21 protein-coding genes and 2 pseudogenes are annotated in these 25059 nt (G+C 45.9%); 15 read left to right on the top strand and 8 right to left on the bottom strand.

Annotation, left to right across the window (positions count from 1 at the left end; translation table 11 throughout):
• The first annotated feature begins 11 nt into the window (after nucleotides 1-11).
• A complete protein-coding gene (gene flgD / locus KHO06_RS13695) occupies nucleotides 12-719 on the top strand; it encodes a flagellar hook assembly protein FlgD (RefSeq protein ID WP_005425626.1) in 708 nt (235 codons plus the stop codon).
• Between the two features lie 32 nt (nucleotides 720-751).
• Nucleotides 752-2065, top strand: a complete 1314-nt coding sequence (flgE, locus tag KHO06_RS13690) for a flagellar hook protein FlgE (RefSeq protein WP_005425641.1) — start codon at nucleotides 752-754, stop codon at nucleotides 2063-2065.
• A 33-nt stretch (nucleotides 2066-2098) separates the two neighbouring features.
• On the opposite strand, the gene KHO06_RS13685 is transcribed toward flgE, so the two are convergent.
• Nucleotides 2099-2260, bottom strand: a complete 162-nt coding sequence (locus KHO06_RS13685) for a hypothetical protein (protein WP_212581757.1) — start codon at nucleotides 2258-2260, stop codon at nucleotides 2099-2101.
• A gap of 119 nt (nucleotides 2261-2379) precedes the next feature.
• On the opposite strand from KHO06_RS13685, the gene KHO06_RS13680 reads away from it, so the two are divergent.
• The 7 genes and pseudogenes from KHO06_RS13680 to flgL all read left to right on the top strand — a co-directional run bounded on the left by KHO06_RS13680 (nucleotide 2380) and on the right by flgL (nucleotide 10104).
• Nucleotides 2380-3129: a flagellar basal body rod protein FlgF gene (locus KHO06_RS13680; RefSeq protein ID WP_005425588.1), complete on the top strand. Its 750-nt coding sequence runs from the start codon at nucleotides 2380-2382 to the stop codon at nucleotides 3127-3129.
• 18 nt (nucleotides 3130-3147) lie between these two features.
• Complete coding sequence (gene flgG, locus KHO06_RS13675) at nucleotides 3148-3936, top strand: flagellar basal-body rod protein FlgG (RefSeq protein ID WP_005425600.1); 789 nt, start codon at nucleotides 3148-3150, stop codon at nucleotides 3934-3936.
• A gap of 30 nt (nucleotides 3937-3966) precedes the next feature.
• Nucleotides 3967-4746, top strand: coding sequence for a flagellar basal body L-ring protein FlgH (gene flgH / locus KHO06_RS13670; protein ID WP_005425645.1), 780 nt, complete (start codon nucleotides 3967-3969; stop codon nucleotides 4744-4746).
• 44 nt (nucleotides 4747-4790) lie between these two features.
• Nucleotides 4791-5819 (top strand): annotated as a pseudogene (locus tag KHO06_RS13665) (flagellar basal body P-ring protein FlgI).
• Nucleotides 5820-5899: 80 nt separating this feature from the next.
• Nucleotides 5900-6826, top strand: a complete 927-nt coding sequence (gene flgJ / locus KHO06_RS13660; protein ID WP_005438655.1) for a flagellar assembly peptidoglycan hydrolase FlgJ — start codon at nucleotides 5900-5902, stop codon at nucleotides 6824-6826.
• Nucleotides 6827-6992: 166 nt separating this feature from the next.
• Nucleotides 6993-8901, top strand: a pseudogene (gene flgK, locus KHO06_RS13655) (flagellar hook-associated protein FlgK).
• A gap of 12 nt (nucleotides 8902-8913) precedes the next feature.
• Entirely contained in the window at nucleotides 8914-10104 is a 1191-nt protein-coding gene (gene flgL / locus KHO06_RS13650; RefSeq protein WP_212581756.1) for a flagellar hook-associated protein FlgL, read from the top strand.
• 55 nt (nucleotides 10105-10159) lie between these two features.
• Here the strand turns inward: flgL and KHO06_RS13645 are convergent, their stop codons facing one another.
• On the bottom strand, nucleotides 10160-10318 hold the full coding sequence (locus KHO06_RS13645; protein WP_212582487.1) for a hypothetical protein: 159 nt from the start codon (nucleotides 10316-10318) through the stop codon (nucleotides 10160-10162).
• A 236-nt stretch (nucleotides 10319-10554) separates the two neighbouring features.
• Here KHO06_RS13645 and KHO06_RS13640 point away from each other — a divergent pair, with 236 nt between their 5' ends.
• The 3 genes from KHO06_RS13640 to KHO06_RS13630 all read left to right on the top strand — a co-directional run bounded on the left by KHO06_RS13640 (nucleotide 10555) and on the right by KHO06_RS13630 (nucleotide 14596).
• Complete coding sequence (locus KHO06_RS13640) at nucleotides 10555-11709, top strand: flagellin (RefSeq protein WP_005425620.1); 1155 nt, start codon at nucleotides 10555-10557, stop codon at nucleotides 11707-11709.
• 516 nt (nucleotides 11710-12225) lie between these two features.
• Nucleotides 12226-13359, top strand: coding sequence for a flagellin (locus tag KHO06_RS13635; RefSeq protein ID WP_212581755.1), 1134 nt, complete (start codon nucleotides 12226-12228; stop codon nucleotides 13357-13359).
• Nucleotides 13360-13471: 112 nt separating this feature from the next.
• Entirely contained in the window at nucleotides 13472-14596 is a 1125-nt protein-coding gene (locus KHO06_RS13630; RefSeq protein WP_212581754.1) for a flagellin, read from the top strand.
• 98 nt (nucleotides 14597-14694) lie between these two features.
• Here the strand turns inward: KHO06_RS13630 and crr are convergent, their stop codons facing one another.
• From crr to cysZ, 5 genes are all read right to left on the bottom strand, one after another.
• On the bottom strand, nucleotides 14695-15204 hold the full coding sequence (crr, locus tag KHO06_RS13625) for a PTS glucose transporter subunit IIA (protein WP_005425608.1): 510 nt from the start codon (nucleotides 15202-15204) through the stop codon (nucleotides 14695-14697).
• Between the two features lie 105 nt (nucleotides 15205-15309).
• Complete coding sequence (gene ptsI / locus KHO06_RS13620; RefSeq protein WP_212581753.1) at nucleotides 15310-17034, bottom strand: phosphoenolpyruvate-protein phosphotransferase PtsI; 1725 nt, start codon at nucleotides 17032-17034, stop codon at nucleotides 15310-15312.
• Between the two features lie 139 nt (nucleotides 17035-17173).
• Complete coding sequence (locus KHO06_RS13615; protein ID WP_005436894.1) at nucleotides 17174-17431, bottom strand: HPr family phosphocarrier protein; 258 nt, start codon at nucleotides 17429-17431, stop codon at nucleotides 17174-17176.
• 298 nt (nucleotides 17432-17729) lie between these two features.
• On the bottom strand, nucleotides 17730-18698 hold the full coding sequence (cysK, locus tag KHO06_RS13610) for a cysteine synthase A (RefSeq protein ID WP_005534670.1): 969 nt from the start codon (nucleotides 18696-18698) through the stop codon (nucleotides 17730-17732).
• A gap of 165 nt (nucleotides 18699-18863) precedes the next feature.
• Nucleotides 18864-19607, bottom strand: coding sequence for a sulfate transporter CysZ (gene cysZ / locus KHO06_RS13605; RefSeq protein ID WP_038892169.1), 744 nt, complete (start codon nucleotides 19605-19607; stop codon nucleotides 18864-18866).
• A 250-nt stretch (nucleotides 19608-19857) separates the two neighbouring features.
• Between cysZ and zipA the strand changes: the two genes are divergently transcribed.
• The 3 genes from zipA (at nucleotide 19858) to KHO06_RS13590 (ending at nucleotide 24739) form a co-directional block, all read left to right on the top strand.
• On the top strand, nucleotides 19858-20829 hold the full coding sequence (zipA, locus tag KHO06_RS13600; RefSeq protein WP_212581752.1) for a cell division protein ZipA: 972 nt from the start codon (nucleotides 19858-19860) through the stop codon (nucleotides 20827-20829).
• 88 nt (nucleotides 20830-20917) lie between these two features.
• Entirely contained in the window at nucleotides 20918-22930 is a 2013-nt protein-coding gene (gene ligA / locus KHO06_RS13595) for an NAD-dependent DNA ligase LigA (protein WP_212581751.1), read from the top strand.
• A 513-nt stretch (nucleotides 22931-23443) separates the two neighbouring features.
• On the top strand, nucleotides 23444-24739 hold the full coding sequence (locus KHO06_RS13590) for a hypothetical protein (protein ID WP_038892155.1): 1296 nt from the start codon (nucleotides 23444-23446) through the stop codon (nucleotides 24737-24739).
• A gap of 50 nt (nucleotides 24740-24789) precedes the next feature.
• Here the strand turns inward: KHO06_RS13590 and KHO06_RS13585 are convergent, their stop codons facing one another.
• Nucleotides 24790-25029 carry a hypothetical protein gene (locus tag KHO06_RS13585; protein ID WP_152442076.1) on the bottom strand — a complete coding sequence of 80 codons (240 nt, stop codon included), beginning with the start codon at nucleotides 25027-25029 and terminating at the stop codon, nucleotides 24790-24792.
• Between the last annotated feature and the right edge of the window lie 30 nt (nucleotides 25030-25059).

Here is a 25059-nt window from a genome sequence, read left to right as displayed (position 1 = left end):
GGGGGTAGCGTATGGCCGGAATTAACAACGTTGGTCAAAGCGGCTTGTCCTATATCGACCAGCTTAAAAGCCTACAAGAGAACAAGAAGACTGAAGAGAGCACAGGTAAGCAGGACCTGAAACAGGAAGACTTCCTATCTTTGCTCACCAAGCAATTGTCTCAGCAGGACCCTTTTAAGCCGGTAGGTAATGACCAGATGATTGCGCAAATGGCGTCATTTGCGACCGTAGATGGCATCGGCAAGATGAACTCTCAGTTCGAGAGTTTGAACTCGTCAATGACATCAAACCAAGCGTTACAAGCTTCCTCTTTGGTTGGTCGTGACGTATTGGTCCCAGGCGCGGCGGGTGTAAAGCAAGACAATGCAACAATGGCGGCAATGGTTAAGCTTGCACAACCTCTCGACAACTTGTTTGTTCGAGTGGAAAACGAAGCGGGCCAATTGGTGCGTACTTTTGAGGTAGGTGCGAAACCAGCCGGCGACACTCGTGTGCTTTGGGACGGTAATGATGAAAACGGAAATCCAATGCCTGCTGGCAAATACAATGTGAAAGCGTCTGGCTTGGTAGATGGGGAGTCGCAAGAGTTCCCAGTGTCTACTTACGCAAACGTGAACAGTGTATTGCTAGGTAAGGGCGACGGAAACGTATTACTCAATCTGGCAGGTTTTGAATCGCCAGTTCGACTTGCAGAAGTATTGGAAGTCGGCAAAGCGTAATTCAATAGCGCGTCAGGTTAGGAGATTTTGGAATGTCATATGTATCTTTAAGCGGTTTGTCCTCCGCTCAACTGGATTTGAACACCACCAGTAACAACATTGCGAACGCCAACACGTACGGCTTTAAAGAGTCTCGTGCGGAATTCAGCGATGTGTACTCAAACTCTTTGTTCACTAACGCAAAAACCACTCCGGGTGGCGGTGCACAAGCGAACCAAGTGGCGCAACAGTTCCACGAAGGTTCAAGCATTTACACCAACAACCCAATGGACTTGCGTGTGTCGGGTACGGGTTTCTTCGCAGTAGCGAAAGATCGCCTTATCCCACAACAAAATGAAATGACACGTAACGGTGCGTTCCATTTGAACAAAGATAACTACATGGTAACAGCGAACGATGAGTTCCTACTTGGTTACCAAGTAAACCCTGAGTCTGGTGAGGTTTCATCTTACGAGCCACAGCCAATCAATATTCCTGCAGAATTTGGTAAGCCAAAGCAAACAGCGAACATTGAAGTGGGTGTGAACTTACCAGCTAATGGTGATTTGAAAGATCCAACGCAGTTTGATTTCTCAGATCCAGATACATACAACCGTTCGACGTCTTCAACGATTTATGACTCGATGGGTCAGTCTTACAAGCTAACGACTTACTACTTGAAAGACCAAACTCAGCCGAACACGTGGCAAACTTACTACACAGTGACAGACAAAGGCGGCGAAAAGCCATTGAATGTTGCTAACGGTGATGCTGCAACGCCAACGGGTCACGTTGGTCACACGATGAAGTTCAACAACGATGGCACGTTGGCAAGCCTAAACAACGGTCAGCCAATCACATCGGTAGCGTTGGGCGATCCTGCGACAAACACTAACCCGGTGGATTTAAACGGCGCGGATCCTGCGCAAACACTTAATTTTGGTTTAGGCTCAGCGACTCAGTTTGCTGCACCATTTGAACTGACTAAGTTCGATGAAGATGGCGCGACAACGGGCTTCCTGACTAAAGTAGACTTTGATGAAAACGGCAGCGTATTGGGTACTTACTCAAACGGTGAAAACGTAACATTGGGTCGTGTGGCGCTAGTGCGTGTTCCAAACGAGCAAGGTCTGGATAAGAAAGGCGGTACTCAATGGGATTCAACTCAGTTCTCTGGTGACAAGATCTGGGGTGAATCAAATAAAGGCTCTTTCGGTACTATTAACAACGGTATGCTAGAGCAATCAAACATTGATATGACTCAAGAGCTGGTGGATCTGATCTCTGCTCAGCGTAACTTCCAAGCGAACTCACGTGCGCTAGAAGTACACAACCAGCTACAACAAAATATCCTGCAGATTCGTTAGAGCGCTAGTTAGATAGCTCTATCATCTGCTTAATCAAACGCTGCGAGCACTTGCCGTATCGTTTGATGACATCATGACATTCATTTGGTGCTCAACCTGAAAATACCTCAGTTCAGGTTGGGCATGCTTTGATCTCTGGCTTGCCGCTGTTGCCGCTAGACGGATCAAACATTGCCTCTCTCTTGGCTTATTCATCCTGAATTGCCATCTGAAAACCCTCAATTTATATTCAAGCTTTTGATTAATAACATTATTTTAATGTTGGCATAACTATTGCTTTTACTCCCTTGTACAGAGAACTTTTGGAGTAATTTATGGATCGCGCACTGTTTCTCGCAATGAGCGGCGCCAAGCAAAATATGCAGGCCCTGCAATTGCGTGCCAACAACCTGGCAAACGTGAGTACAACTGGCTTCCGTGCTGACTTAGCACAAGCTCGCTCTATGCAAGCTTATGGTGAAGGTTTGCCTTCACGTGTATTCAGTATGACGGAACGTCCAGGACATAACTTTGCGCAAGGCAGTGTGATCACAACCGGTCGTGACCTCGATATTACGGTAGAAGGCAGCGGCTGGATTTCTGTTATGGACCAAACTGGCAAAGAAGGTTTGACGCGTAACGGTAACCTAAAAGTGGATCAAAACGGCTTGCTAACGAATGCAAGTGGTCATGTGGTGTTGGGCGAAAACGATGCGCCAATCACCTTGCCAATCCCAGTCTCCAAAATCGAAATCGGTCGTGACGGCACCATCTCTGTACTGCCTCAAGGTGCGCCGGCTGAAGAATTAGAAGTGGTTGATCGTATCAAGCTTGTACGCACAGACGATCAAAACTTGTTTAAAGATACCAATGGCTTATTCCGCCATAAAACTCCAAACCAGCCTTACGAAGCAGACGGCTCTATCAGCATCCAAACCGGTGCTATTGAAGGTAGTAACGTGAATGCCGTAGGTGAAATGACCGCTCTGATTGACCTGCAGCGTCAGTTTGAAATGCAGGTCAAAATGATGAGCACCGCTGAAGAGATGGATAAGTCTTCAGATTCATTGCTTCGTATGAGTTAACAGAGTTAGAGGTTCACAATGCATCCAGCACTATGGGTAAGTAAAACAGGTCTAGACGCCCAACAGACCAACATCGCAACGATTTCGAACAACTTGGCGAACGCCTCAACCGTAGGTTACAAAAAGAGCCGTGCGGTATTTGAAGATTTGTTCTACCAAAACATCAACCAGCCAGGCGGCCAATCTTCTCAGAACACGGAACTGCCAAGTGGTTTGATGCTGGGTGCCGGTTCTAAAGTGGTTGCGACGCAAAAAGTGCACACGCACGGTAACGCGCAAACCACAACCAACGCACTCGACATGATGGTGGAAGGCGATGGCTTCTTCCAAGTGACGTTGCCAGACGGCAACATCGGTTACACCCGTAACGGTCAGTTCACGTTGGATGGCGAAGGTACGTTAGTGACTTCTGGCTCTGGCTACCCTGTAGAGCCGGAGATTGTGATTCCTGAGGACGCAATTTCTATCACGGTTGGTACAGACGGTGAAGTCTCTGTGCGTATTCGTGGTGAGCAAAACAACGTTGTAGTTGGTCAGCTAACCATTACTGACTTCGTAAACCCGGGTGGTCTTGAGCCAATCGGTCAGAACCTTTACTTACCAACTGGCGCAAGCGGTGACCCACAAGAAGGTGTCCCTGGTCTTGATGGTTTGGGCGAAATTCGTCAATCCATGCTGGAAGCATCTAACGTGAACGTGACGGAAGAGCTGGTCAACATGATCGAAGCGCAACGCGTGTACGAAATGAACTCAAAAGTGATCTCATCGGTCGACAAGATGATGAGCTTCGTTAACCAGCAGTTGTAATCACTAAGAGCGGGATTTAGGGAGCCAATGATGAAACGTATTTGTCTACTTGCACTTATCACGACCATGTCTGGTTGTGCGATGCTAGAACCGATTGAAACCGACGAAGTCAGCCAAGCGACAACGGTGGTGGATGCGGTTGAAGGCGATAAGTCGAAAGAAGAGAGCAGCGGCATCATTGATACTTTGCGCGGCAGAACTGATCCGGTAGCAGGCGATCCGGCATGGGCACCGATTCACCCTAAACAAAAACCAGAGCACTACGCGGCAGCAACGGGCTCTTTGTTTAGCACCGAGCACATTACCGACCTATATGACGATTCTAAGCCACGTGGCATCGGCGACATCATTACCGTAACACTCGACGAAACCACTCGTGCGACTAAGAGTGCCAACGCCGATCTATCAAAAACCAACGATGCGAAGATGGAGCCTCTGTCTGTTGGTGGTCAAGAGCTGCAAATTGGTGGCAAATACAACTTCTCGTACGATCTGAACAACACCAACACCTTTGCAGGCGACTCTTCGGCTAAGCAAAGCAACAGCATCAGCGGTTACATCACGGTAGAAGTGATTGAGGTGCTGGCAAACGGCAACCTAGTGATCCGCGGTGAGAAGTGGATGACGCTGAATACGGGTGATGAGTACATTCGTCTAAGTGGCACAATTCGCCCTGATGACATCAATTTCGACAATACTATTGCGTCAAATCGCGTATCTAACGCAAGAATCCAATACTCTGGCACAGGCTCACCACAAGATATGCAAGAGCCAGGTTTCTTGGCACGATTCTTTAATGTAGCCCTGTAAGACGTCGAAAAGACGGCAAATTGACTGCACGAGATTAAGTAAGCATGAAAAGAATCCTATTAGCACTGTTGAGCGTTGCGCTGTTTGCAACCACAGCCCAAGCCGCACGTATCAAAGACGTCGCGCAAGTGGCAGGTGTGCGTAGCAACCAACTTGTGGGTTATGGCTTGGTTTCAGGCTTACCGGGTACGGGTGAATCAAACCCGTTTACAGAACAAAGCTTCGCGGCAATGCTGCAAAACTTCGGCATTCAAATGCCGCCGGGTACCAAACCAAAAATTAAGAACGTTGCCGCTGTTATGGTAACGGCAACTTTGCCACCATTTTCTAAGCCGGGTCAGCAAGTAGACGTTACGGTCTCTTCGATCGGCAGTGCAAAAAGCCTGCGCGGTGGTACCTTGCTACAAACCTTCCTAAAAGGTCTAGACGGCCAAGTGTACGCTGTCGCGCAAGGTAACTTAGTCGTGAGCGGTTTCAGTGCAGAAGGTGCTGATGGATCTAAAATCGTGGGCAACAACCCAACGGTTGGTCTTATTTCAAGCGGTGCAACCGTAGAGCGTGAAATTCCAAACCCATTCGGACGTGGTGACTACATCACATTCAACCTGCTTGATTCTGACTTTACCACTGCGCAACGTATGGCGGATGCGGTAAACAACTTCCTTGGCCCTCAAATGGCCAGTGCGGTTGACGCGACGTCTGTTCGTGTCCGTGCTCCACGTGATGTAAGCCAACGTGTTGCCTTCTTATCAGCAATCGAAAACCTAGAGTTCGACCCTGCAGATGGCGCGGCGAAAATCATTGTGAATTCTCGTACCGGTAGATTGTGGTCGGCAAGCATGTTCGTCTGAAACCTGCGGCAGTAACGCACGGTGGCATGACCGTAGCAATCAAAGAAAACCTCAATGTGAGCCAACCAAACGGCTTCTCTGGTGGCCAAACTGTGGTTGTGCCGGACTCTGATATCGAAGTGAATGAAGAGAAAGGCAAGATGTTCAAGTTCGAACCGGGTTTGACACTAGATGACCTTGTCCGAGCGGTGAATGAAGTCGGTGCTGCTCCGTCGGATTTGATGGCGATTCTGCAAGCATTGAAACAAGCTGGTGCCATTGAAGGCCAGCTGATCATCATCTAATCGATTAGGAGAGACATCATGGTTAACAATCCTAACGATATCGGCTTTATTCATGACATCAGTTCCCTCGATACCCTTCGTCAGAAAGCGGTGAAAGAGGGCAAAGATGGTGAGCATGAAGCATTGCAAGCGGCCGCTCGTCAGTTTGAATCGATCTTTACTTCGATGATGTTGAAGTCGATGCGCGAAGCGAATGAAGGCTTTGAGTCAAACTTAATGAACAGCCAAAACGAAAAGTTCTACCGTCAAATGCTGGATGAGCAAATGGCGAGTAACTTGAGTGCGTCGGGTTCGATGGGCTTAGCTGACATGATTGTTAAGCAGTTGACGGTTGGGCAAGGCGACGACAAGGCTGAAACAGCCATGCGTGATGCAGCAAACAATGCTGTGGAATACCGTCGTGTGGATCCGAAGAAAGCTCGTGAAATTGAGCAGCGCTTGATTGAGTCAGGTCAGCTATCACGACCGGGTTCAGAGCCATCACGTTTTGATTCGCCAGAGTCTTTTGTTAATTCGATGAAGCCATACGCAGACCGTGCAGCAAAAGCCTTGGGTGTTGAACCTTCATTGCTATTGGCTCAAGCCGCGCTAGAAACAGGCTGGGGGCAAAAAGTCGTTAAGAACGCACGTGGTAGCAGTAACAACCTGTTTAACATTAAAGCTGACCGTAGTTGGCAGGGTGATAAAGTGACGACTCAAACACTAGAGTTCCACGATAACACGCCTGTGAAAGAGACGGCGGCATTCCGTTCTTACTCGAACTACCAAGATAGCTTTAACGACTATGTTCGCTTCTTGAATGAGAACCCGCGCTACGAGACTGCTCTTCAACAAGGCGGTGATTCTGAATCCTTCATTCGTGGAATTCACAGCGCAGGGTACGCAACTGACCCAAGCTACGCAGACAAAGTGCTTCAGGTAAAACAAAAAATCGAGAGTATGTAATTCAATCCGATTACGAATGCTTGATGTACATTTTGAGAAGGCTTGCCACAGTGCAAGCCTTTCTTTTTTCATGTCTTCTCTTTCTTTCCTAAACTGGCACACCTTTTGCTAAATGCTAACTAGGTGATCGGTCAATACCGATTTTATTTCGTTTTTGGGGGCATGTATGGCGTCAGATTTGTTGAATGTGGGTACACAAAGTGTGCTTACTGCTCAGCGACAGTTGAATACGACTGGTCATAACATTTCTAATGCAAATACAGAGGGTTACAGTCGTCAGTCTGTTATCCAAGGCACCAACGATCCGCGTCAATTTGGTGGTTCGACTTACGGCATGGGCGTGCATGTGGAAAATGTTCGCCGCTCTTGGGATGAGTTTGCCGTTAAAGAGCTGAACCTCTCCACAACCAACTATGCCAACAAGCTCGATAACGAGAAGAACCTTGATTTGCTTTCTAGCATGTTGTCTTCAGTGGCATCGAAAAAGATCCCAGAGAACATGAACGAGTGGTTCGATGCGGTGAAAACCATGGCGGATACCCCAAATGACATGGGCGCGCGCAAAGTGGTGCTGGAAAAAGCCAAATTACTCAGCGATACCCTCAACGAATTCCACGAAACCGTGCGCCAGCAATCGGACGTGACTAACAAGTCACTGGATATGGGCATTGAACGCGTGAATCAACTTGCCGTTGAAATCCGCGATGTTCATCGATTGATGATGCGTACCCCAGGTCCTCATAACGACTTGATGGACCAACATGAAAAACTAATAAAAGAGCTGTCTGAATACACCAAGGTGACGGTAACGCCACGTAAAAATTCGGAAGGCTTCAATGTTCATATCGGTAATGGTCATACGCTAGTTTCGGGAACCGAAGCGAGCCAATTGAAGATGATTGATGGCTCACCAGATGTTCATCAACGTCGCCTGGCTATGGTTGAAGGTGGCGGCATTAAAGCCATCAAATCAGACGATATTGACGGCAAAATTGGCGCGTTACTTAAGATGCGTGACGAGCACATACCACAAGTGATGGATGAGCTTGGCCGCTTAGCGACGGCGTTCTCTAGTGAAGTAAACCACCTGCAATCACAAGGTTTGGATCACTACGGTAATGTGGGTGACCCTTTGTTTACTGATGTGAACTCAGAGCGACTGGCGAAATCTCGCGTGGTAGCTGGGCCTCAGTCTACGGCTGATATGGCCGTTTACGTTAATGACATCAGCGCGCTGAAAGGTGGTGAGTACTCGTTGCGTTACGATGGTGACAGCTATGCGGTGACTAAGCCAAATGGCGAGACCGTCAAACTTAATACCGATGCAGGCAATGCGTTCTACATCGACGGAATGCGTGTTGAAGTTCGCAATGAACCAAAGGTCGGCGAGCACGTGTTACTTCGTCCTACGCGTAGCAGCGCAGCACAAATGAAAGTCGAAACAACGGATCCAAAAGCGATCGCCGCGCAAAGTTACGAAGCATCGACCACTTTTGCTCAAGGTAATGCGAAGTTTGAAATCCTTGATGCGGGTGACTTGCGTGAATTTGAAGTGGTGGTGTCTCCAACAGGTGACCAATTCGCAGTGACAGACACCAAAGGCAATGTGCTTATGGCTCCACAGCCATATCCACCGACAGGGCCTGTCTCAGTGAGCCTTCCGAGTAATCACCCCGCGTATAAAAACGGCGGCGCAACCGTATTTGAGCTAAGTGCAGGCGCATTGGCGAACGATAAGTTTACCGCCAACTTAGTGCCGTCTGAGGGTGATAATGGCAATTTGCGTAAGATGCAAAATATCCAAACCGACAAGAAGATGAATGGCAATGAGTCGACCATCATGAGCTTGTACTTCAACTTGAACACTGATGTGGGTTTGAAGACATCAACTGCAAGTCGATTAGCGGATGTTGCTCAGTTAGAAAGCGAGGCAGCACAAGAGCGCGTGGCGTCGATATCGGGGGTAAACCTCGATGAAGAAGCGGCCGATGAAGTTCCAACAGGCGTATATGGCTTCTTCGCGTGTGATGCAGGCAGCCAATGACACCTTCAACACCATCTTGCAGTTGCGCTAAAGGAGGCCTTAGATGTTAACGCGAATTTCTAGCTTCCATAACTACCAGTCAGTGCAGAACGACCTGCGCCGTCAGGAAAATAAGATTCACCATAACCAGGAGCAATTGGCTTCTGGTAAGCAGTTGACTAAGCCGAGTGATGATCCACTTGCGACGCACTATATTCAAAGCATTGGTCAACAAGAAGAGCAGTTAAAACAATACCTTGATGCCATTGTTCTGGTTCGTAACCGTCTAGAAAACCAAGAAGTGGTTGTTGCTAATGCAGAGCAGTTTGTTGATGAGTCGAAGCGTATTACGATGGAAATGATCAATGGTGCCTTTTCTCCAGAAGACCGCGCAGCGAAAAAGCGCGAACTGGAAGAAATTGCCAACAACTTCTTAGCGTTAGTGAATACTCAAGACGAATCGGGTAACTACGTTTTTGCTGGGACGAAACCAAAAACGCAGCCTTTCTTCCGCGATTACGACGGCAGTGTGGTTTATACCGGTGACGATTATCAACGCAAGATGAAGATCGCCAGCAATATTGAGCTGGGCATCAACTATCCGGGTAATCACCTGTTTACGGAGATCCCAAATCCTTTTGGTGATTTTGAACCGCAATACGACCTGCAAGAGGGCTCTGAGCTGTTGCTTGGACAAGCGACCGATGAATCTAAAAGTGACTCAAATTACAAAGTGACTTTTGTAGATATGAGCAATGGCAAGTTTGGTTACCAACTGGAAAAAGACGGCAGCATTGTTCAAGTCGATGACTATTCGCCAATTGACGGCATCCAATATGAAGGCGTCAACATTCAGCTGAAAGGGCAAGTATCCGCAGGGGATAGCATCACGCTGGAGCCGCGCCAAACCTTCAGTGTTTTTGATGCATTCAAAGAAACCATGCAGTGGTCAGAGAGCTCAGTATCTGACGCATCGGCGACGGCAAAGCTGCATCAAATGACGGAAGAATTCCAAGCGGCATTTGTTCACATGAACAAAGTAAGAACCGATGTGGGGGCTAAGTTGAGCACGCTCGATATTCAAGAGCAAAACCACGAAGATTTTAATTTGTCTCTGGCGAAAGCGAAGAGCAATTTTGAGGACTTGGATTACTCCAAGGCAGTGATTGAGTTCAGTGAGAATTCACGTGCACTGCAAGCCTCACAACAGGCATTTGGCAAAACCAAAGACCTGACGTTGTTTAACTATATTTAACGCGCCTATCGTCTATGCAGTGCGTTCGGTGCTCGAAACGTTCGATTTTAATGCCTTATGTGCCAAGCCTTAAGTGCGAGAAATCAACGAAAAGCACCGAGTAATGCGAGCCAAGCGGCATGATTTGACCGAAAGCGGCAATCAAGCCAACGGTAATTTGAGCGGCAATAGAGAAACAGCAATTCGGCAACACAACAAAATATGAGCAAGACAAGGCTCGTGCCCCATATGCGCTATAACTTGTTGTTTATTTGTTCATTATTAAAAGAACAAATAGTTTGAAACAAGTTGGCACACAAATTGTATTGATGTTGTCAGAACAGACTTACGAGATCCTAAATCTTGCCATATAAGCAGATTTAGCAACGAATTTTTTACGGTCAGTGCTTATCCAAATGAGAGTAAAGCTGGCCGCTTCGCAAAAGCTTGCGAACTCAACAGGAGAGCATAATGGCTGTAACAGTTAGTACTAACGTCTCCGCGATGACCGCGCAGCGTTACTTAAACAAGGCGACCAACGAACTTAACACTTCAATGGAGCGTCTATCATCTGGTCACAAGATTAACAGTGCAAAAGACGATGCGGCAGGTCTACAGATCTCTAACCGTCTTACTGCGCAGTCTCGTGGTCTTGATGTGGCAATGCGTAACGCGAACGACGGTATCTCGATTGCCCAAACGGCAGAAGGTGCGATGAACGAAGCGACGTCAGTCATGCAACGTATGCGTGACTTGGCGATTCAATCTGCAAACGGTACTAACTCTCCAGCGGAGCGCCAAGCGATCAATGAAGAATCATCTGCGTTGACGGATGAACTAAACCGTATCGCAGAAACAACATCATTTGGTGGTCGTCGTCTATTGAACGGTTCGTTCGGTGAAGCGGCATTCCAAATCGGTTCAAGCTCTGGTGAAGCGATGATTATGGCACTAACGAGCATCCGCGCGGATGACCAACGTATGGGCGGTGTGACTTTCTTCTCTGAGAATGGCAAAGACAAAGACTGGGGCGTCGATCCTACTAAAGCGGATCTAAAAATCACCCTTCCTGGCATGGGTGAAGATGAAGACGGCAATCCAGATGACCTAGAGATCAACATCAACGCAAAAACAGGCGACGATATTGAAGAGTTGGCAACGTACATCAACGGCCAATCTGATATGATCAACGCATCGGTAAGCGAAGATGGTAAACTGCAAGTATTCGTCGCGCACCCGAACGTGCAAGGTGATATTTCAATCTCTGGTGGTCTAGCATCGGATTTAGGTCTAAGTGATGAAGCAGTACGCACATCAGTGCAAGACATCGATATGACAACTGTACAAGGTTCTCAAAACGCGATTTCTGTACTGGATTCAGCGCTTAAGTACGTGGATTCACAACGTGCTGACCTAGGTGCAAAACAAAACCGTCTAAGCCACAGCATCAATAACTTGGCGAACATTCAAGAAAACGTTGATGCGTCAAACAGCCGAATTAAAGATACGGACTTTGCGAAAGAAACCACGCAAATGACCAAAGCTCAAATTTTGCAACAAGCAGGTACTTCGATTCTTGCTCAAGCGAAACAGTTGCCAAACTCTGCAATGTCACTATTGCAGTAGTTTACCTAGCCTGTATTCAATACATTCAGACGTGGATGGGAATGCAGGCTTATGGCAAGCAACGTTATAATAGAATGTGCGGCTCTCTCATCTCTCACCTGCCAATCATTTTCAATGTAAGGTTGCACCCGGTGTGCCGGTTATGTGTTCATTTCTCTTGATCTCCACATAGGCTCTGGCTACCAACCTAGCCCCAGTTCTCTCAAAGGAAAAGGGGCTTTTTCTTTTCTATCGTCCAGATAAAGTCTTCCTAAATCTCATCTAACTCACTGCTTTTTATTGGCTTTTGGTTGTTCTTTGTTCAATTTAGAACGCTCGGCTTAAGCTGCAGAAACTTGAGGCCTTTTTTCTACTTTTCTTCAATTTTTCTAGCTAAATCTCGCAAATTCACTTTTTTTGATTTTTTTCTAAAGCTTCTGAAAACCGAGTCGTTAATAGAAGTAACTTTGAGAGAACTACTTGGTTTTCCGAGACGTCGGAAACCGCTACATCGGAAAATCAATTGGAGAAATCACCATGGCAGTGAATGTAAACACAAACGTATCAGCGATGACCGCTCAGCGTTACCTAAACAACGCAAACTCAGCACAACAAACTTCTATGGAGCGTTTGTCTTCAGGTTTCAAAATCAACAGCGCGAAAGACGACGCTGCGGGTCTTCAAATCTCGAACCGCTTGAACGTACAAAGCCGTGGCCTGGATGTGGCTGTTCGTAACGCGAACGACGGTATCTCTATTGCACAAACTGCTGAAGGTGCAATGAACGAGACCACTAACATCCTACAACGTATGCGTGACCTGTCTCTTCAATCAGCAAACGGTTCTAACTCAAAAGCAGAACGTGTTGCGATTCAAGAAGAAGTAACAGCGCTGAACGATGAACTAAACCGTATCGCTGAAACGACCTCTTTCGGTGGTAACAAGCTTCTAAACGGTACTTACGGTACTCAGTCTTTCCAAATCGGTGCAGATAACGGCGAAGCGGTAATGCTGAACCTAAAAGACATGCGCTCTGACAACCAAATGATGGGCGGCGTGAGCTACCAAGCTGAAAACGGCAAAGACAAAAACTGGAACGTTGAAGAAGGCAAAAACGACCTGAAAATCAGCCTGACTGACAGCTTTGGTCAAGAGCAAGAAATCAACATCAGCGCAAAAGCGGGTGACGATATCGAAGAGCTGGCGACTTACATCAACGGTCAAACTGACCTAGTAAAAGCGTCAGTAGACCAAGACAGCAAACTGCAAGTGTTTGCGGGTAACAACAAAGTTGAAGGCGACGTTGAATTCTCAGGCGGCCTATCTGGTGAGTTAGGTCTAAGTGACGGCAATAACGTAACGGTAGATACTATCGACGTTACTTCTGTAGGTGGCGCGCAAGAATCTGTTGCTATCATCGATGCGGCACTGAAATACGTAGACAGCCACCGTGCAGAGCTGGGTGCTTTCCAAAACCGTTTCAACCACGCAATCAGCAACTTGGATAACATCAACGAGAACGTGAACGCGTCGAAGAGCCGTATTAAAGATACAGACTTCGCGAAAGAAACGACTCAAATGACCAAGTCACAAATTCTATCGCAAGCGTCAAGCTCAATCCTTGCGCAAGCGAAACAAGCGCCAAACTCAGCGCTAAGCCTACTAGGTTAATAAACCTAATCGACGTGATACAAAAGCCAGGCTAACCCCTGGCTTTTTGCTTATTCAAATCACGCATTAGGTACACCGTACAGGACGGGAACAAGGAGTTCGTATCGATTAGATGGTCTCTTTAAATACCAATGTCACTGCGATGATGACGCAGCGACACCTCGGTCACGCAGCTGAGCAAAACATAGAATCGCAGCGCAATCTCACTTCGGGGTATCGGATTAACTCCGCCAGTGATGACGCTGCTGGTCTACAGATCTCCAATACTCTTAATGTTCAAACAAGAGGGCTTGATGTCGCCTTGAGAAATGCGCACGACGCATATTCGGTGGCACAAACCGCAGAAGGCGCTTTGCATGAGAGTAGCGATATATTGCAACGCTTACGCTCTCTAGGGCTGCAAGCAGCAAATGGCAGCAATGATTCAAGTGACCGGCAAAGTATTCAGTCCGAGGTTGTAGCGCTGCAAGATGAGCTAGATCGTGTCGCGATCACGACGACATTTGCAGATAAAAACCTATTTGATGGATCTTACGGTTCACAAAGCTTCCATATTGGCGCGAATGCCAACTCAATCTCTTTGACGCTACGAAACATGCGTAGCCATATTCCAGAGATGGGAGGACAGCATTATGTTGGTGATGCGGTCGATAAAGACTGGCGAGTCACTAAAGATAATCAAACCCTCAAACTTGAATATCAAGACAGCAAAGGGCAATCTCAAACTGAATCTATTAGGCTCAAACTAGGAGACCGCATCGAGCAAGTTGCCACTTACATCAATGCGCAGCAATCGATAGCGAGTGCCTCAGTAACGGAAAATAATGAGCTGCAATTTTTTGCCTCAACGTTGAATGCGCCAGAGGGTGTGGAAGTAAAGGGCAGTTTAGCGGATGAGCTTGATGTCGGTGCGGGTGAGCTCATCACAATGGACGATATCGATATGTCGACTGCTGGTGGTGCACAGCTGTCAATTGGGGTGATTGATGCCGCGATTAAGTACGTTGACTCACATCGAAGTGAAATAGGCGGCTTCCAAAACCGGGTGAGTGGCACCATGGATAACCTTAACACGGTGAACCGAAGTGTGACCGAATCAAAAGGGCGGATACGAGATACGGATTTTGCGCGAGAATCGACGGAGATGGTGCGTTCACAAGTACTGCAAGATGCAACTACCGCATTGTTAGCCCAAGCGAAGCAGAGACCGAGCTCGGCACTTGGCTTACTTAGTTGAATAGGTTGCAGCGATGAACATCGCTCAAGAACAAAAGTTTCAGGTAATAAAAAACGCTGCCATTGGCAGCGTTTTTTTCGTGTTCGGCTAAGTAAAAATTACTTAGTTACACGTAGAACTGGAGTTTCACCAACAGTTACAGAACCAGAAAGCTTGTTCAGCTCTTTGATTTCGTCCATGTTAGAGATAACAACTGGAGTTAGCGTTGATTTCGCTTTCTCTTCTAGAAGAGCTAGATCGAATTCAATTACAGTGTCGCCAGCTTTAACAGTTTGACCTTCTTCTGCGATACGCTTGAAGCCTTCGCCTTTCAGTTCAACAGTGTCGATACCGAAGTGAACGAATAGCTCAACACCGTCGTCAGACTCGATAGAGAACGCGTGGTTCGTTTCGAAGATCTTACCGATAGTACCGTTTACAGGAGCTACCATTTTGTTACCAGCAGGTTTGATAGCAATACCATCACCAACGATTTTCTCAGCGAAAACAACATCTGGCACATCTTCGATGTTCACGATCTCACCAGATAGTGGTGCGATGATTTCGATTGCACCTGCGTCAGCGCTGTCGTCAGATACTAGCTTCTTAAGTTTGTCAAACAGACCCATTGTGTCATGCTCCTAACGTTTTATTTAATTCTGTCGAATTATAGTATACCAATCTTTCGAGATAGACGACTTTTTTTGAGCGCCTATCTCATTGGAATTAGTTGATTATTGAGTTTTCTCTGCAATGAACTTTTCTACAACTGCTTCGATTTCTGCTGCTGTTGGTAGAGAAAGTGCTTCTTCAGCCATTGCTTTCACTTCTGCGAAGTTAGAGTTACGGATAACTTTCTTCACTTTAGGGATAGAGATGCCGCTCATAGAGAATTCGTCCAGACCCATACCTAGAAGTAGAAGTGTTGCACGCTCATCACCAGCTAGCTCACCACACATACCAGTCCACTTACCTTCAGCGTGAGAAGCGTCGATAACTTGCTTGATCACAGTAAGTACAGCTGGTGATAGTGGGTTGTATAGGTGAGAAATCATCTCGTTACCACGGTCAACCGCTAGTGTGTACTGAGTTAGGTCGTTTGTACCGATAGAGAAGAAAGCAACTTCCTTCGCTAGGTGGTGCGCGATAGCTGCTGCAGCTGGAGTCTCAACCATTACACCGATTTCGATGTTTTCGTCGAATGCATGACCTTCAGCGCGTAGTTCTGTTTTGTACTCTTCGATTGCTTGTTTAAGCTCACGGATTTCTTCAACAGAGATGATCATTGGGAACATGATACGTAGTTTACCGTGTGCAGATGCACGTAGGATACCACGTAGCTGGTCACGTAGGATTTCACGACGATCCAAGCTGATACGTACTGCACGCCAGCCTAGGAACGGGTTCATCTCTTTTGGAAGATCCATGTAAGGAAGATCTTTGTCGCCGCCGATATCCATAGTACGGATGATCACAGCTTCGCCGTTCATTGCTTCAGCAACTTCTTTGTAAGCTTGGTATTGCTCTTCTTCAGTTGGAAGCGCATCACGGTCCATGAATAGGAATTCAGTACGGTACAGACCAACACCTTCACCACCGTTACGGATGATACCGTCACAGTCTTTAACAGTACCGATGTTACCGCAAACTTCTACGCGGTGACCGTCAGTTGTTTCTGCGTGTAGGTCTTTTAGCTTAGCTAGCTCTTCTTTTTCAGCAAGGAATGCAGCTTTAACTGCTTTTGCTTCTTCTAGTTCAGCGTCAGATGGGTTGATAACGATCTTGTTGTTCATCGCATCAAGAATCAGCATGTCGCCGTTCTTAACTTGCTTAGTGATGTCGTTAGTACCAACGATAGCTGGAAGCTCAAGAGAGCGAGCCATGATTGAAGTGTGAGAAGTACGACCACCGATGTCACAAGCGAAACCAAGAACGTAGTCTAGGTTAATTTGCGCTGTTTCAGATGGTGTTAGGTCGTAAGCTACTAGGATAACTTCTTGATCGATATCGCTTAGAGAAACGATGTTGATACCTAGTGCGTTCTTAACAAAACGAGAACCGATATCACGGATGTCAGTTGCACGTTCTTTCAGGTATTCGTCGTCTAGAGACTCAAGAGCACATGCTTGCTCTTCGATCACTGAGTGAATCGCGTGATCAGCAGTCATCTTGTCGTTTTTGATAAGTGCTAGGATTTCCTCTTCTAGCTCTTCGTCTTCAAGAAGCATGATGTGACCTTCAAAGATCGCTTCTTTTTCTTCGCCAAAAGTTTCAAGCGCTTTTTGCTTGATAGTTTCTAGCTGAGCTGCAGATTTGTTACGAGCGTCAAAGAAACGTGCAACTTCTGCTTCTACTTGATCATCAGAAATAGTGTTTGTGTTTAGGACAATTTCATCTTCTTGAAGTAGTAGTGCTTTACCGATTGCAATACCAGGAGATGCTAGGATGCCTGAAATCATAGCCTTACCTTAAGTTGGTCAACTTTATAAAACGGGAGAATAATGGGTGCGCTAACGAATAGTATTAGCTTAGTTTTGAGCCTATTTCCAACGAAGCCATTTTGCTTTCACAAAATGGCTTCTGAAATAGGAGACCGAATTAGTGTAGTTGGTCCATTAGAGCAACTAGGTGGTCAACTGCTTGCTGAGCTTGTGGGCCTTCAGCAGAGATAGTTACTAGAGTACCTTTTACTAGGCCTAGTGTTTGCAGCTTGAATAGGCTCTTAGCGCTAGCGCTTTTACCGTTAGAAGTCACAGTGATGTCCGCGTCGAATGCTTTAGCTTCTTTAACGAACTGTGCAGCTGGACGAGTGTGAAGACCGTTTTCTGCTGTGATTTCTACTTGCTTCTCGTACATGTGATATACCCCAATAAATGTATTTTTTTGTTAGTTTATGACTAAGTTTTAGCTTAACTGCTTTACACCTTGTGCGCTAGCACGGGAGAGTTCAAAGCGTGTCAGAACTGATACTAGTCAAAAGTTTGGTCATTACGCAACTGTTTGCGTGCGTAATCACACTGAAACCTTTTTGGTTTAGATTCTTTATTTTGAACCTAAAAATAAAACACCCTGATATTACCAAAGGTGGGGCAGGGATCAACAAAAAAGCCCCTGAACGGGGCTTTTTTAAACGAAAAATTGATTTGACCACATATTACTGTTGGTTCTCTTTCTCGGTAAAGATACCAGCAAATAGCGCTGTACTTAGGTAACGTTCACCAGAGCTTGGTAGAACGGTTACGATAGTTTTTCCTGCAAATTCAGGTAGTTCTGCAAGACGGTTTGCTGCTACGACTGCTGCACCTGAAGAAATACCCGCTAGGATGCCTTCCTCTTCCATTAGGCGACGAGCCATCTCGATCGCTTCTTCAGAAGTGACTTGCTCAACGCGGTCAAGAAGTTCCAAATCTAGGTTGCCAGGGATGAAACCTGCGCCAATACCTTGGATTTTGTGTGGTGCTGGCTGGATTTCTTCACCCGCTAGCGCTTGTGCAATCACTGGTGATTCAGCTGGCTCTACTGCCACAGAAGTGATGGCTTTGCCTTTTTCGCCTTTGATGTAACGGCTTGTACCTGTGATCGTACCGCCCGTACCGACACCTGCTACGAATACATCGATTTCGCCGTCAGTTGCGTCCCAAATTTCTGGACCAGTCGTCTTTTCGTGAATCTCTGGGTTAGCAGGGTTGTTGAACTGTTGTAGAAGAAGGTATTTGTCTGGGTTGCTTGCAACGATTTCTTCTGCTTTCGCGATCGCGCCTTTCATGCCTTTTGCTGCTTCTGTTAGTTCTAGATTTGCACCTAGTGCTTTAAGAAGTTTACGACGTTCAAGGCTCATAGACTCAGGCATAGTAAGTGTTAGCTTGTAACCGCGAGCTGCTGCTACGAATGCAAGCGCAACACCTGTGTTACCACTTGTTGGTTCAACTAGCTCAACGCCTGGCTTAAGCGTTCCCGCTTTTTCTGCTTCCCAAATCATGTTCGCGCCGATACGACATTTAACACTGAAGCTTGGGTTACGCGCTTCGATTTTCGCTAGAACTTTACCGTTGCTCACTTTGTTTAGGCGAACGAGTGGCGTGTTACCAATGGTAAGAGAGTTGTCTTCGTAGATCTTGCTCATAGTGATGTTCCTTCATTACACGTTTTGTGAATATGGTTAGAAGAATATGCGGTATAAAAAAAAGGGAAAAGGATTAAAAAGTTATATCTTATGAGGTTGGTCGAGAAATGAGCAAAATAAAAGGGAAGGCTGATTCTGCCTTCCCTGAATAGGTTTAAAAGTGGGCTACTGTTGATGTTTAAATTCTGTCACCCACATGGCCGTCGCACCACATACTGCAACTGGCATCACAATGAGATTAAGAATGGGAATGGTCGTAAAGACAGAAACCAGTACACCGAAGCCGTATGCCTTACCTTGCTTTTGTTTCAATTTGTAACGCATGTCATTGAAAGGTACTTTATGGTTATCAAATGGATAATCACAGTACTGAATTGCCAACATCCATGCAGTGAAGATGAACCACAAGAAAGGCCCAACGGTTTGGCCTAATGCTGGGATGAGTAGCAGCAAAAATAAACCTATCGCCTTTGGTAACACATATAGCAGCTTGCGCCATTCTCGGGCCATGACTCGAGGCACATCTTTAATCAAAGCTGCAAAGCCATCGTCATTGACTTTTTGTCCAGTGAGGGACTCTTCGACCTTTTCAGCCAACAAACCATTAAATGGTGCGGCGATGAAGTTAGCCAATGTACTAAAGAAGTAAGAGAAGGTGGCAAGAATGGTCAACACCAAAATTGGCCACAAGATGTAGGTAAGCCACGAGAGGAACTCAGGCAATTTGCCAATCCAACTCTCGATCCAAACATCGAGATGAGAGAATAAATAGAAGATAGCACCACCAACAAGCAAGATGTTGGCAAGCAGTGGCAAGACGACAAAGCGACGTATCTCTGGAGAAAGTGCTATTTGAATTCCATATAGGAAGTAACCGAATCCGGTTCTAGGCTGATTATTCGACTTCATATCCATTTTGCTTCGTGTAAGTGAAAACTCATTGTACCTGTGGATGCTTTTCTTTCAATGCCCTAACAATTTAGGTCTTGTAAAGTGGAATCGTGGCAAGAATCACAACAAAAAGCGGAACTTCTTGCATTAAGTTGTTCTAAACCTACATATAGTTTTGGTAAAGTAAAAGCATCATTCGGATTTATTGCACTTGGGTTGCTGCTCAAGGATGTGCGAGTAGTAAGAACAAGTAGATTGAGAGTAAATAATGCAGGAATTGCGATTCGTACTCATTGTTGTTGGCGCATTAGCCATCGCCGCGTTGCTGTTTCATGGTTTGTGGACAAGCAAAAAAGAAGGCAAAGCAAAATTTGGTAACAAGCCACTTGGCAAGTTGGACGTTGACCAAGAGGATAAAGACACTCCTGAACAAGAGCGCGATTTTGCTCCTGCTCCAGAAGACGATTTTGAAATCATTCGTAAAGATCGCAAAGAGCCAGATTTTGGGATGGAAAACTCATTCGATAACAAATTCTCGTCTGATCCTCTGATCGATGATGTCCTTGAGGCAAAAGAAGACAAAGAGCAGAGAGAAGAGCAAGAGATTCCAGCGTTTGTTGCGACGAAGACGGATGACGAGCAAGTCGAACCTGTACTACAACAACCTGCGAAGGCTTTTGCCGAAAAAGAAGAAGTCGCAGAAGTTGTTGAAGAAACTCTCCAACCAGTGTTTGAAGCTCCTTTAGCAGCGCAAGCGCCAGAAGTGGAAGTTGCACCAGTGGTCGTTGAGCCGGTTGTCGAAGAACCGAAGCCTGAACCAGAAATGCAAGTGATTGTATTGAACGTCCACTGCGCTGGTGATGAGCCTTTTGTGGGCACTCAATTATTCGACAGCATGCAACAAAATGGCCTCATTTATGGCGAGATGAACATTTTCCATCGTCATGTAGATTTATCTGGTAACGGCAAAGTGCTATTCAGCGTAGCCAATATGATGCAACCAGGTACGCTAGAGCATGGCGATCCAGCAGAATTTAGCACCAAAGGTATTTCGTTCTTCATGACGCTACCTTGCTACGGTGAAGCAGACCAAAACTTCAACCTAATGCTGCGTATTGCGCAACAAATCGCTGACGATATGGGCGGTAACGTTCTGGATGATCAACGAAACTTGATGACACCAGATCGATTAGCATCATATCGACGTCAAATAGTTGAGTTTAATGCTGCTAACGCATAACCTTAACACCAAATAATGAAAGGGCTCCGTTAGGAGCCTTTTTTCTTAGATTCCCAACCTCATTGATGAATATACACGGGGCTTTAATATGTCTGAATCAGTACTTCAGCGACTAGAAGAACTAAAAGAGTCGCTGCATTACCACGCTGTTCGTTACTACGTGGAAGATAACCCAGAGATTCCAGATGCAGAATACGACCGTATGATGCGCGAGCTTATGGATATTGAAGCCGAACACCCAGAGTTGGTGACTGTTGACTCTCCAAGCCAACGTGTTGGTGGTCAGCCATTGTCTGAATTCAGCCAAGTTACTCACGAAGTGCCAATGTTGTCATTAGACAACGCCTTTGATGATGCAGAGCTGGATGGCTTTCATAAACGTGCTCAAGACCGTGTCGTTGGCCATACCATTAAACAATACTGTTGCGAGCCGAAGCTTGATGGCTTGGCAGTGAGCTTACTGTATGAAAATGGTGTATTGGTGCAAGCTGCGACTCGTGGTGACGGTACGACGGGTGAAAACATCACTGAGAACGTACGCACCATCAGTGCCATTCCATTAAAGTTACAAGGTAAAGACTGGCCGACGCGTCTAGAAGTACGCGGTGAAGTATTCATGCCAAAAGCCGGTTTTGACAAACTTAACGAGAACGCACGAAAAAAAGGCGAGAAAGTTTTTGTTAACCCACGCAATGCGGCAGCAGGTAGCCTACGTCAATTAGATTCTCGTATCACGGCTTCACGTCCTCTAAGCTTTTATGCATACAGTGTTGGCGTTGTGGAGGGGGCAACTCTTGCTAACAGTCACTACGGACGATTCTTACAAATCAAGTCGTGGGGCTTGCCAATGTGTCCAGAAACCAAGCGAGTCGATAGCTTGGAAGAGGTTAAAGCGTACTACCAAGATATTCTTACGCGCCGTGAAGCTTTGGCTTACGAAATTGACGGTGTCGTTATCAAAGTGGACGACATTGCGATTCAAGAGCGTTTAGGTTTTGTTGCTCGTGCTCCTCGTTGGGCGATTGCCTACAAATTCCCGGCTCAGGAAGAAATCACAACATTAAACGAAGTCGAGTTCCAAGTTGGTCGTACTGGCGCGATTACTCCAGTAGCCAAGCTTGAACCAGTATTTGTTGGTGGTGTAACGGTCTCTAACGCGACACTTCATAACGCAGACGAGATTGAGCGTTTGCAAGTGATGGTCGGTGACCAAGTTGTTATTCGCCGTGCTGGTGACGTGATTCCACAAGTGGTGTCTGTTATCAAAGAGCGTCGCCCAGAAACTGCGCGCGAGATCGTCTTCCCGAATGCTTGTCCGGTATGTGGCTCTCACGTTGAGCGCATCGAAGGGGAGGCGGTAACACGTTGTACTGGAGGTTTAGTTTGTCAGGCTCAACGTAAAGAAGCGCTGAAGCATTTTGTGTCTCGTAAGGCTCTTGATGTTGATGGCTTAGGCGACAAGGTGATTGAGCAGCTGGTGGATCGCGAAATGGTGGAAACCCCAGCTGATTTATTCAAGCTTTCTGCGGGTGTCTTAACAGTACTAGAGCGTATGGGGCCTAAATCGGCAACCAACGTTGTTAATGCGCTTGAAAAATCAAAACTCACAACGTTGCCACGCTTTTTGTACTCGCTGGGTATTCGTGAAGTCGGGGAGGCGACAGCGGCCAACCTAGCACAATACTTCAAAAACCTAGATGCAATTCAGCAAGCAACAGAAGAGCAATTGATTGAAGTTCAGGACATTGGTGTGATCGTAGCAAAACACATTACGACGTTCTTTGGTGAAGAGAAAAACCAAGCCGTTGTTCAAGACTTGCTAGCACAAGGCATCAACTGGCCAGAGATTGCAGCACCACAAGAAGGTGTTGAATTACCATTGGAAGGCAAGACGGTTGTATTAACTGGCACCCTTTCTCAACTAGGTCGCTCAGAAGCGAAAGAAGCATTACAGAATCTAGGCGCGAAAGTAACGGGTAGTGTATCGAAGAAAACAGACATTCTGTTTGCTGGTGAGAATGCTGGTTCTAAGCTTGCAAAAGCACAAGAGCTAGGTATTGAGATTCAAACTGAACAAGACTTGCTCAACTTAATGAAATAACGCTTATCAAAAAAGCTAAAAAATAACTAAAAGCCCTAAATGCCAGTCGTTTAGGGCTTTTTCTTTGCAATTAAAAAGTCACTTAATAGCCATCCAATGCGCCTTTTACTGATTTCAGTGATCAGGATCTCTCCTTCAGTTATTCATCTCTCATAGCAAAAAAGTCTGCGATCGACTTCAAATTGAGCGTTGTTGAATCTCTTCAAGTGACTGAATAATAAGGGATTGGAGTTTGATTGTGTCTTTGGTGTTAAAAATAAGATCTGGATCAACAACTTATATGGAACTTTGGCGTTGGTCATATTTTTTTTAGAAAAAAAATAAGTTCCGTTTGGATGTTTTTAGATGCGAAGTTAGTCTTAATGGCGTGGATACACGGTGTGTATGCAGGAACTAAAAATAACTAAATTAGAGATGATTTAGGTTTATTCAGGAATTTGCTTCTCCCCTTCGGCGGCCAACTTAAGGTGAGATAGAAAAATACAGCTATACCCATTTTTAGGAGTTTTTTCCATGGACAAATTTTTCAAGGTATCTGCTATTACAGCAGCAATGATGGGCGCACTTGCAAGTGCTCCTGCAATGGCGGCAACTGACTCTGCTGCTGGTGACCAATATGTAGACGCTCTTTCTGAGTTTCTTGATGGTGCAACACTATCTTTGGTAGCAGTGACAGACACGCGTTACCGTTCTCATAAGATTGGTGTAGATGCTGATCACGAAGAGAACCTAAACTACACAGATTACAACGTTGCTCTAAACTTTTCTTCTGGTTACCACAATGACTCAGTAGGTATCGACCTTGGTGGTTACTTCAGCGGTTCAATGTACAACAACGGTGCTTGTTCAGAGATTTCAATGTGTGACGGTTGGGCTCAGGATGAGTCTCAAAACGGTGCGCTTAAAATCACTAAAGCTGCAGTTAAATTTAAAGGTGGCGAAAGCTTCCGTGGTGACTTTGGTCTAACTCAAATGGGTGTTGGTACGATTGGTAACGTATGGTCTTTCGTTCCAGGTACTTACAAAGGCGGTAAAGCATTCGTTGATGTTGGTGGCTTTACTCTAGGTTACGGTGCGTCAACTGGCCACACTGCTCCTTGGTGGATGACATCTAAGCAAGATCCAAATGTTAATAAGTCAAACGACAGTACTTTTGATTTTCTACAATCTATCGGTTTGACGGGTAAAGTAGGTGGTGTTGGTCTTAACTTAGGTGTTGGTCATGCAAACCTAGCTAAAATGGATGAGTCAAACACATCATACAAAGCTCAGTTTGATTTCAATGTTGGCGATGCAGCACTAGCTTACGACCTTTACGCAGTTAACTCTGATGTAGACTACGATGGTTTGGGTGCTCACCACGGTCTGTCTTTGACAATGCCTGTTGGCACTATGAACTGGATGTCTCAAGTTCGCTACACTCACACTGAGAACAGTGCAGAGTTCACTCCACGTACAGTTCGTGGCTACGGTACAAACAACGGTACTTGGAGCCAGTGGTGGGATGCACTATCTGACTGGAACCAAGATACTCAAATCGCATGGTACAACCGTCTAAGCACTGACTTCGGTGGTGGCTGGTTCGGCTACGTTGGTCTAGGTCTATCAACTATTTCTGAAGACAAAGTTGGTTTCGATTCAGAATACGCAGTTAACGGTACAGTAGGCTACACGCTTCCAGCAGGTGCAATGAAAGGCACAACAATGCGTTTCCACTCTACTTACTTAACTCGTGACATGAACGACAGCTCTGATTACGAGCGCGTTGACTTCCGTTTCCAAGTTATCGTACCGCACAACTTCTTCTAAGACACAGTCTTGTTGAAAGTAAAATGGCCTCAATATGAGGCCATTTTTTGTTACACCTCTTTCCCTTCTAACAACTTACAATATTCTACCGGCATAGAAACAACATCGCCGTTTTTAATCATGCATTGTACTTCTGGGCCTAAAGTTCTTCCTTGGTTACCATTTGCACCACTGTAAGCGTGAGCAGAGTTAAATGACAAAGCTACAATTGATATCGCGATTGATAATATATATCTCATAACAAAATTCCTATAAATATTGTCCGTTTCTAAATGAGCCATCTTAATCATTCGAAACTACGTAACTACTTACTAAATTTA

This window comes from Vibrio sp. B1FIG11 (assembly GCF_905175335.1).
Lineage (GTDB): Bacteria > Pseudomonadota > Gammaproteobacteria > Enterobacterales > Vibrionaceae > Vibrio > Vibrio campbellii.
The sequence above is the reverse complement of the archived record's forward strand: the minus strand, read 5'-3'. Positions and strand labels throughout refer to the sequence as shown.

Bases quoted from the DNA above. Each gene is read 5' to 3' on its own strand.
- flgD (WP_005425626.1), top strand. From the start codon at position 12: ATGGCCGGAATTAACAACGTTGGTCAAAGCGGCTTGTCCTATATCGAC.
- flgE (WP_005425641.1), top strand. From the start codon at position 752: ATGTCATATGTATCTTTAAGCGGTTTGTCCTCCGCTCAACTGGATTTG.
- KHO06_RS13685 (WP_212581757.1), bottom strand. From the start codon at position 2,260: ATGAATAAGCCAAGAGAGAGGCAATGTTTGATCCGTCTAGCGGCAACA.
- KHO06_RS13680 (WP_005425588.1), top strand. From the start codon at position 2,380: ATGGATCGCGCACTGTTTCTCGCAATGAGCGGCGCCAAGCAAAATATG.
- flgG (WP_005425600.1), top strand. From the start codon at position 3,148: ATGCATCCAGCACTATGGGTAAGTAAAACAGGTCTAGACGCCCAACAG.
- flgH (WP_005425645.1), top strand. From the start codon at position 3,967: ATGAAACGTATTTGTCTACTTGCACTTATCACGACCATGTCTGGTTGT.
- flgJ (WP_005438655.1), top strand. From the start codon at position 5,900: ATGGTTAACAATCCTAACGATATCGGCTTTATTCATGACATCAGTTCC.
- flgL (WP_212581756.1), top strand. From the start codon at position 8,914: ATGTTAACGCGAATTTCTAGCTTCCATAACTACCAGTCAGTGCAGAAC.
- KHO06_RS13640 (WP_005425620.1), top strand. From the start codon at position 10,555: ATGGCTGTAACAGTTAGTACTAACGTCTCCGCGATGACCGCGCAGCGT.
- KHO06_RS13635 (WP_212581755.1), top strand. From the start codon at position 12,226: ATGGCAGTGAATGTAAACACAAACGTATCAGCGATGACCGCTCAGCGT.
- KHO06_RS13630 (WP_212581754.1), top strand. From the start codon at position 13,472: ATGGTCTCTTTAAATACCAATGTCACTGCGATGATGACGCAGCGACAC.
- crr (WP_005425608.1), bottom strand. From the start codon at position 15,204: ATGGGTCTGTTTGACAAACTTAAGAAGCTAGTATCTGACGACAGCGCT.
- ptsI (WP_212581753.1), bottom strand. From the start codon at position 17,034: ATGATTTCAGGCATCCTAGCATCTCCTGGTATTGCAATCGGTAAAGCA.
- KHO06_RS13615 (WP_005436894.1), bottom strand. From the start codon at position 17,431: ATGTACGAGAAGCAAGTAGAAATCACAGCAGAAAACGGTCTTCACACT.
- cysK (WP_005534670.1), bottom strand. From the start codon at position 18,698: ATGAGCAAGATCTACGAAGACAACTCTCTTACCATTGGTAACACGCCA.
- cysZ (WP_038892169.1), bottom strand. From the start codon at position 19,607: ATGAAGTCGAATAATCAGCCTAGAACCGGATTCGGTTACTTCCTATAT.
- zipA (WP_212581752.1), top strand. From the start codon at position 19,858: ATGCAGGAATTGCGATTCGTACTCATTGTTGTTGGCGCATTAGCCATC.
- ligA (WP_212581751.1), top strand. From the start codon at position 20,918: ATGTCTGAATCAGTACTTCAGCGACTAGAAGAACTAAAAGAGTCGCTG.
- KHO06_RS13590 (WP_038892155.1), top strand. From the start codon at position 23,444: ATGGACAAATTTTTCAAGGTATCTGCTATTACAGCAGCAATGATGGGC.
- KHO06_RS13585 (WP_152442076.1), bottom strand. From the start codon at position 25,029: ATGATTAAGATGGCTCATTTAGAAACGGACAATATTTATAGGAATTTT.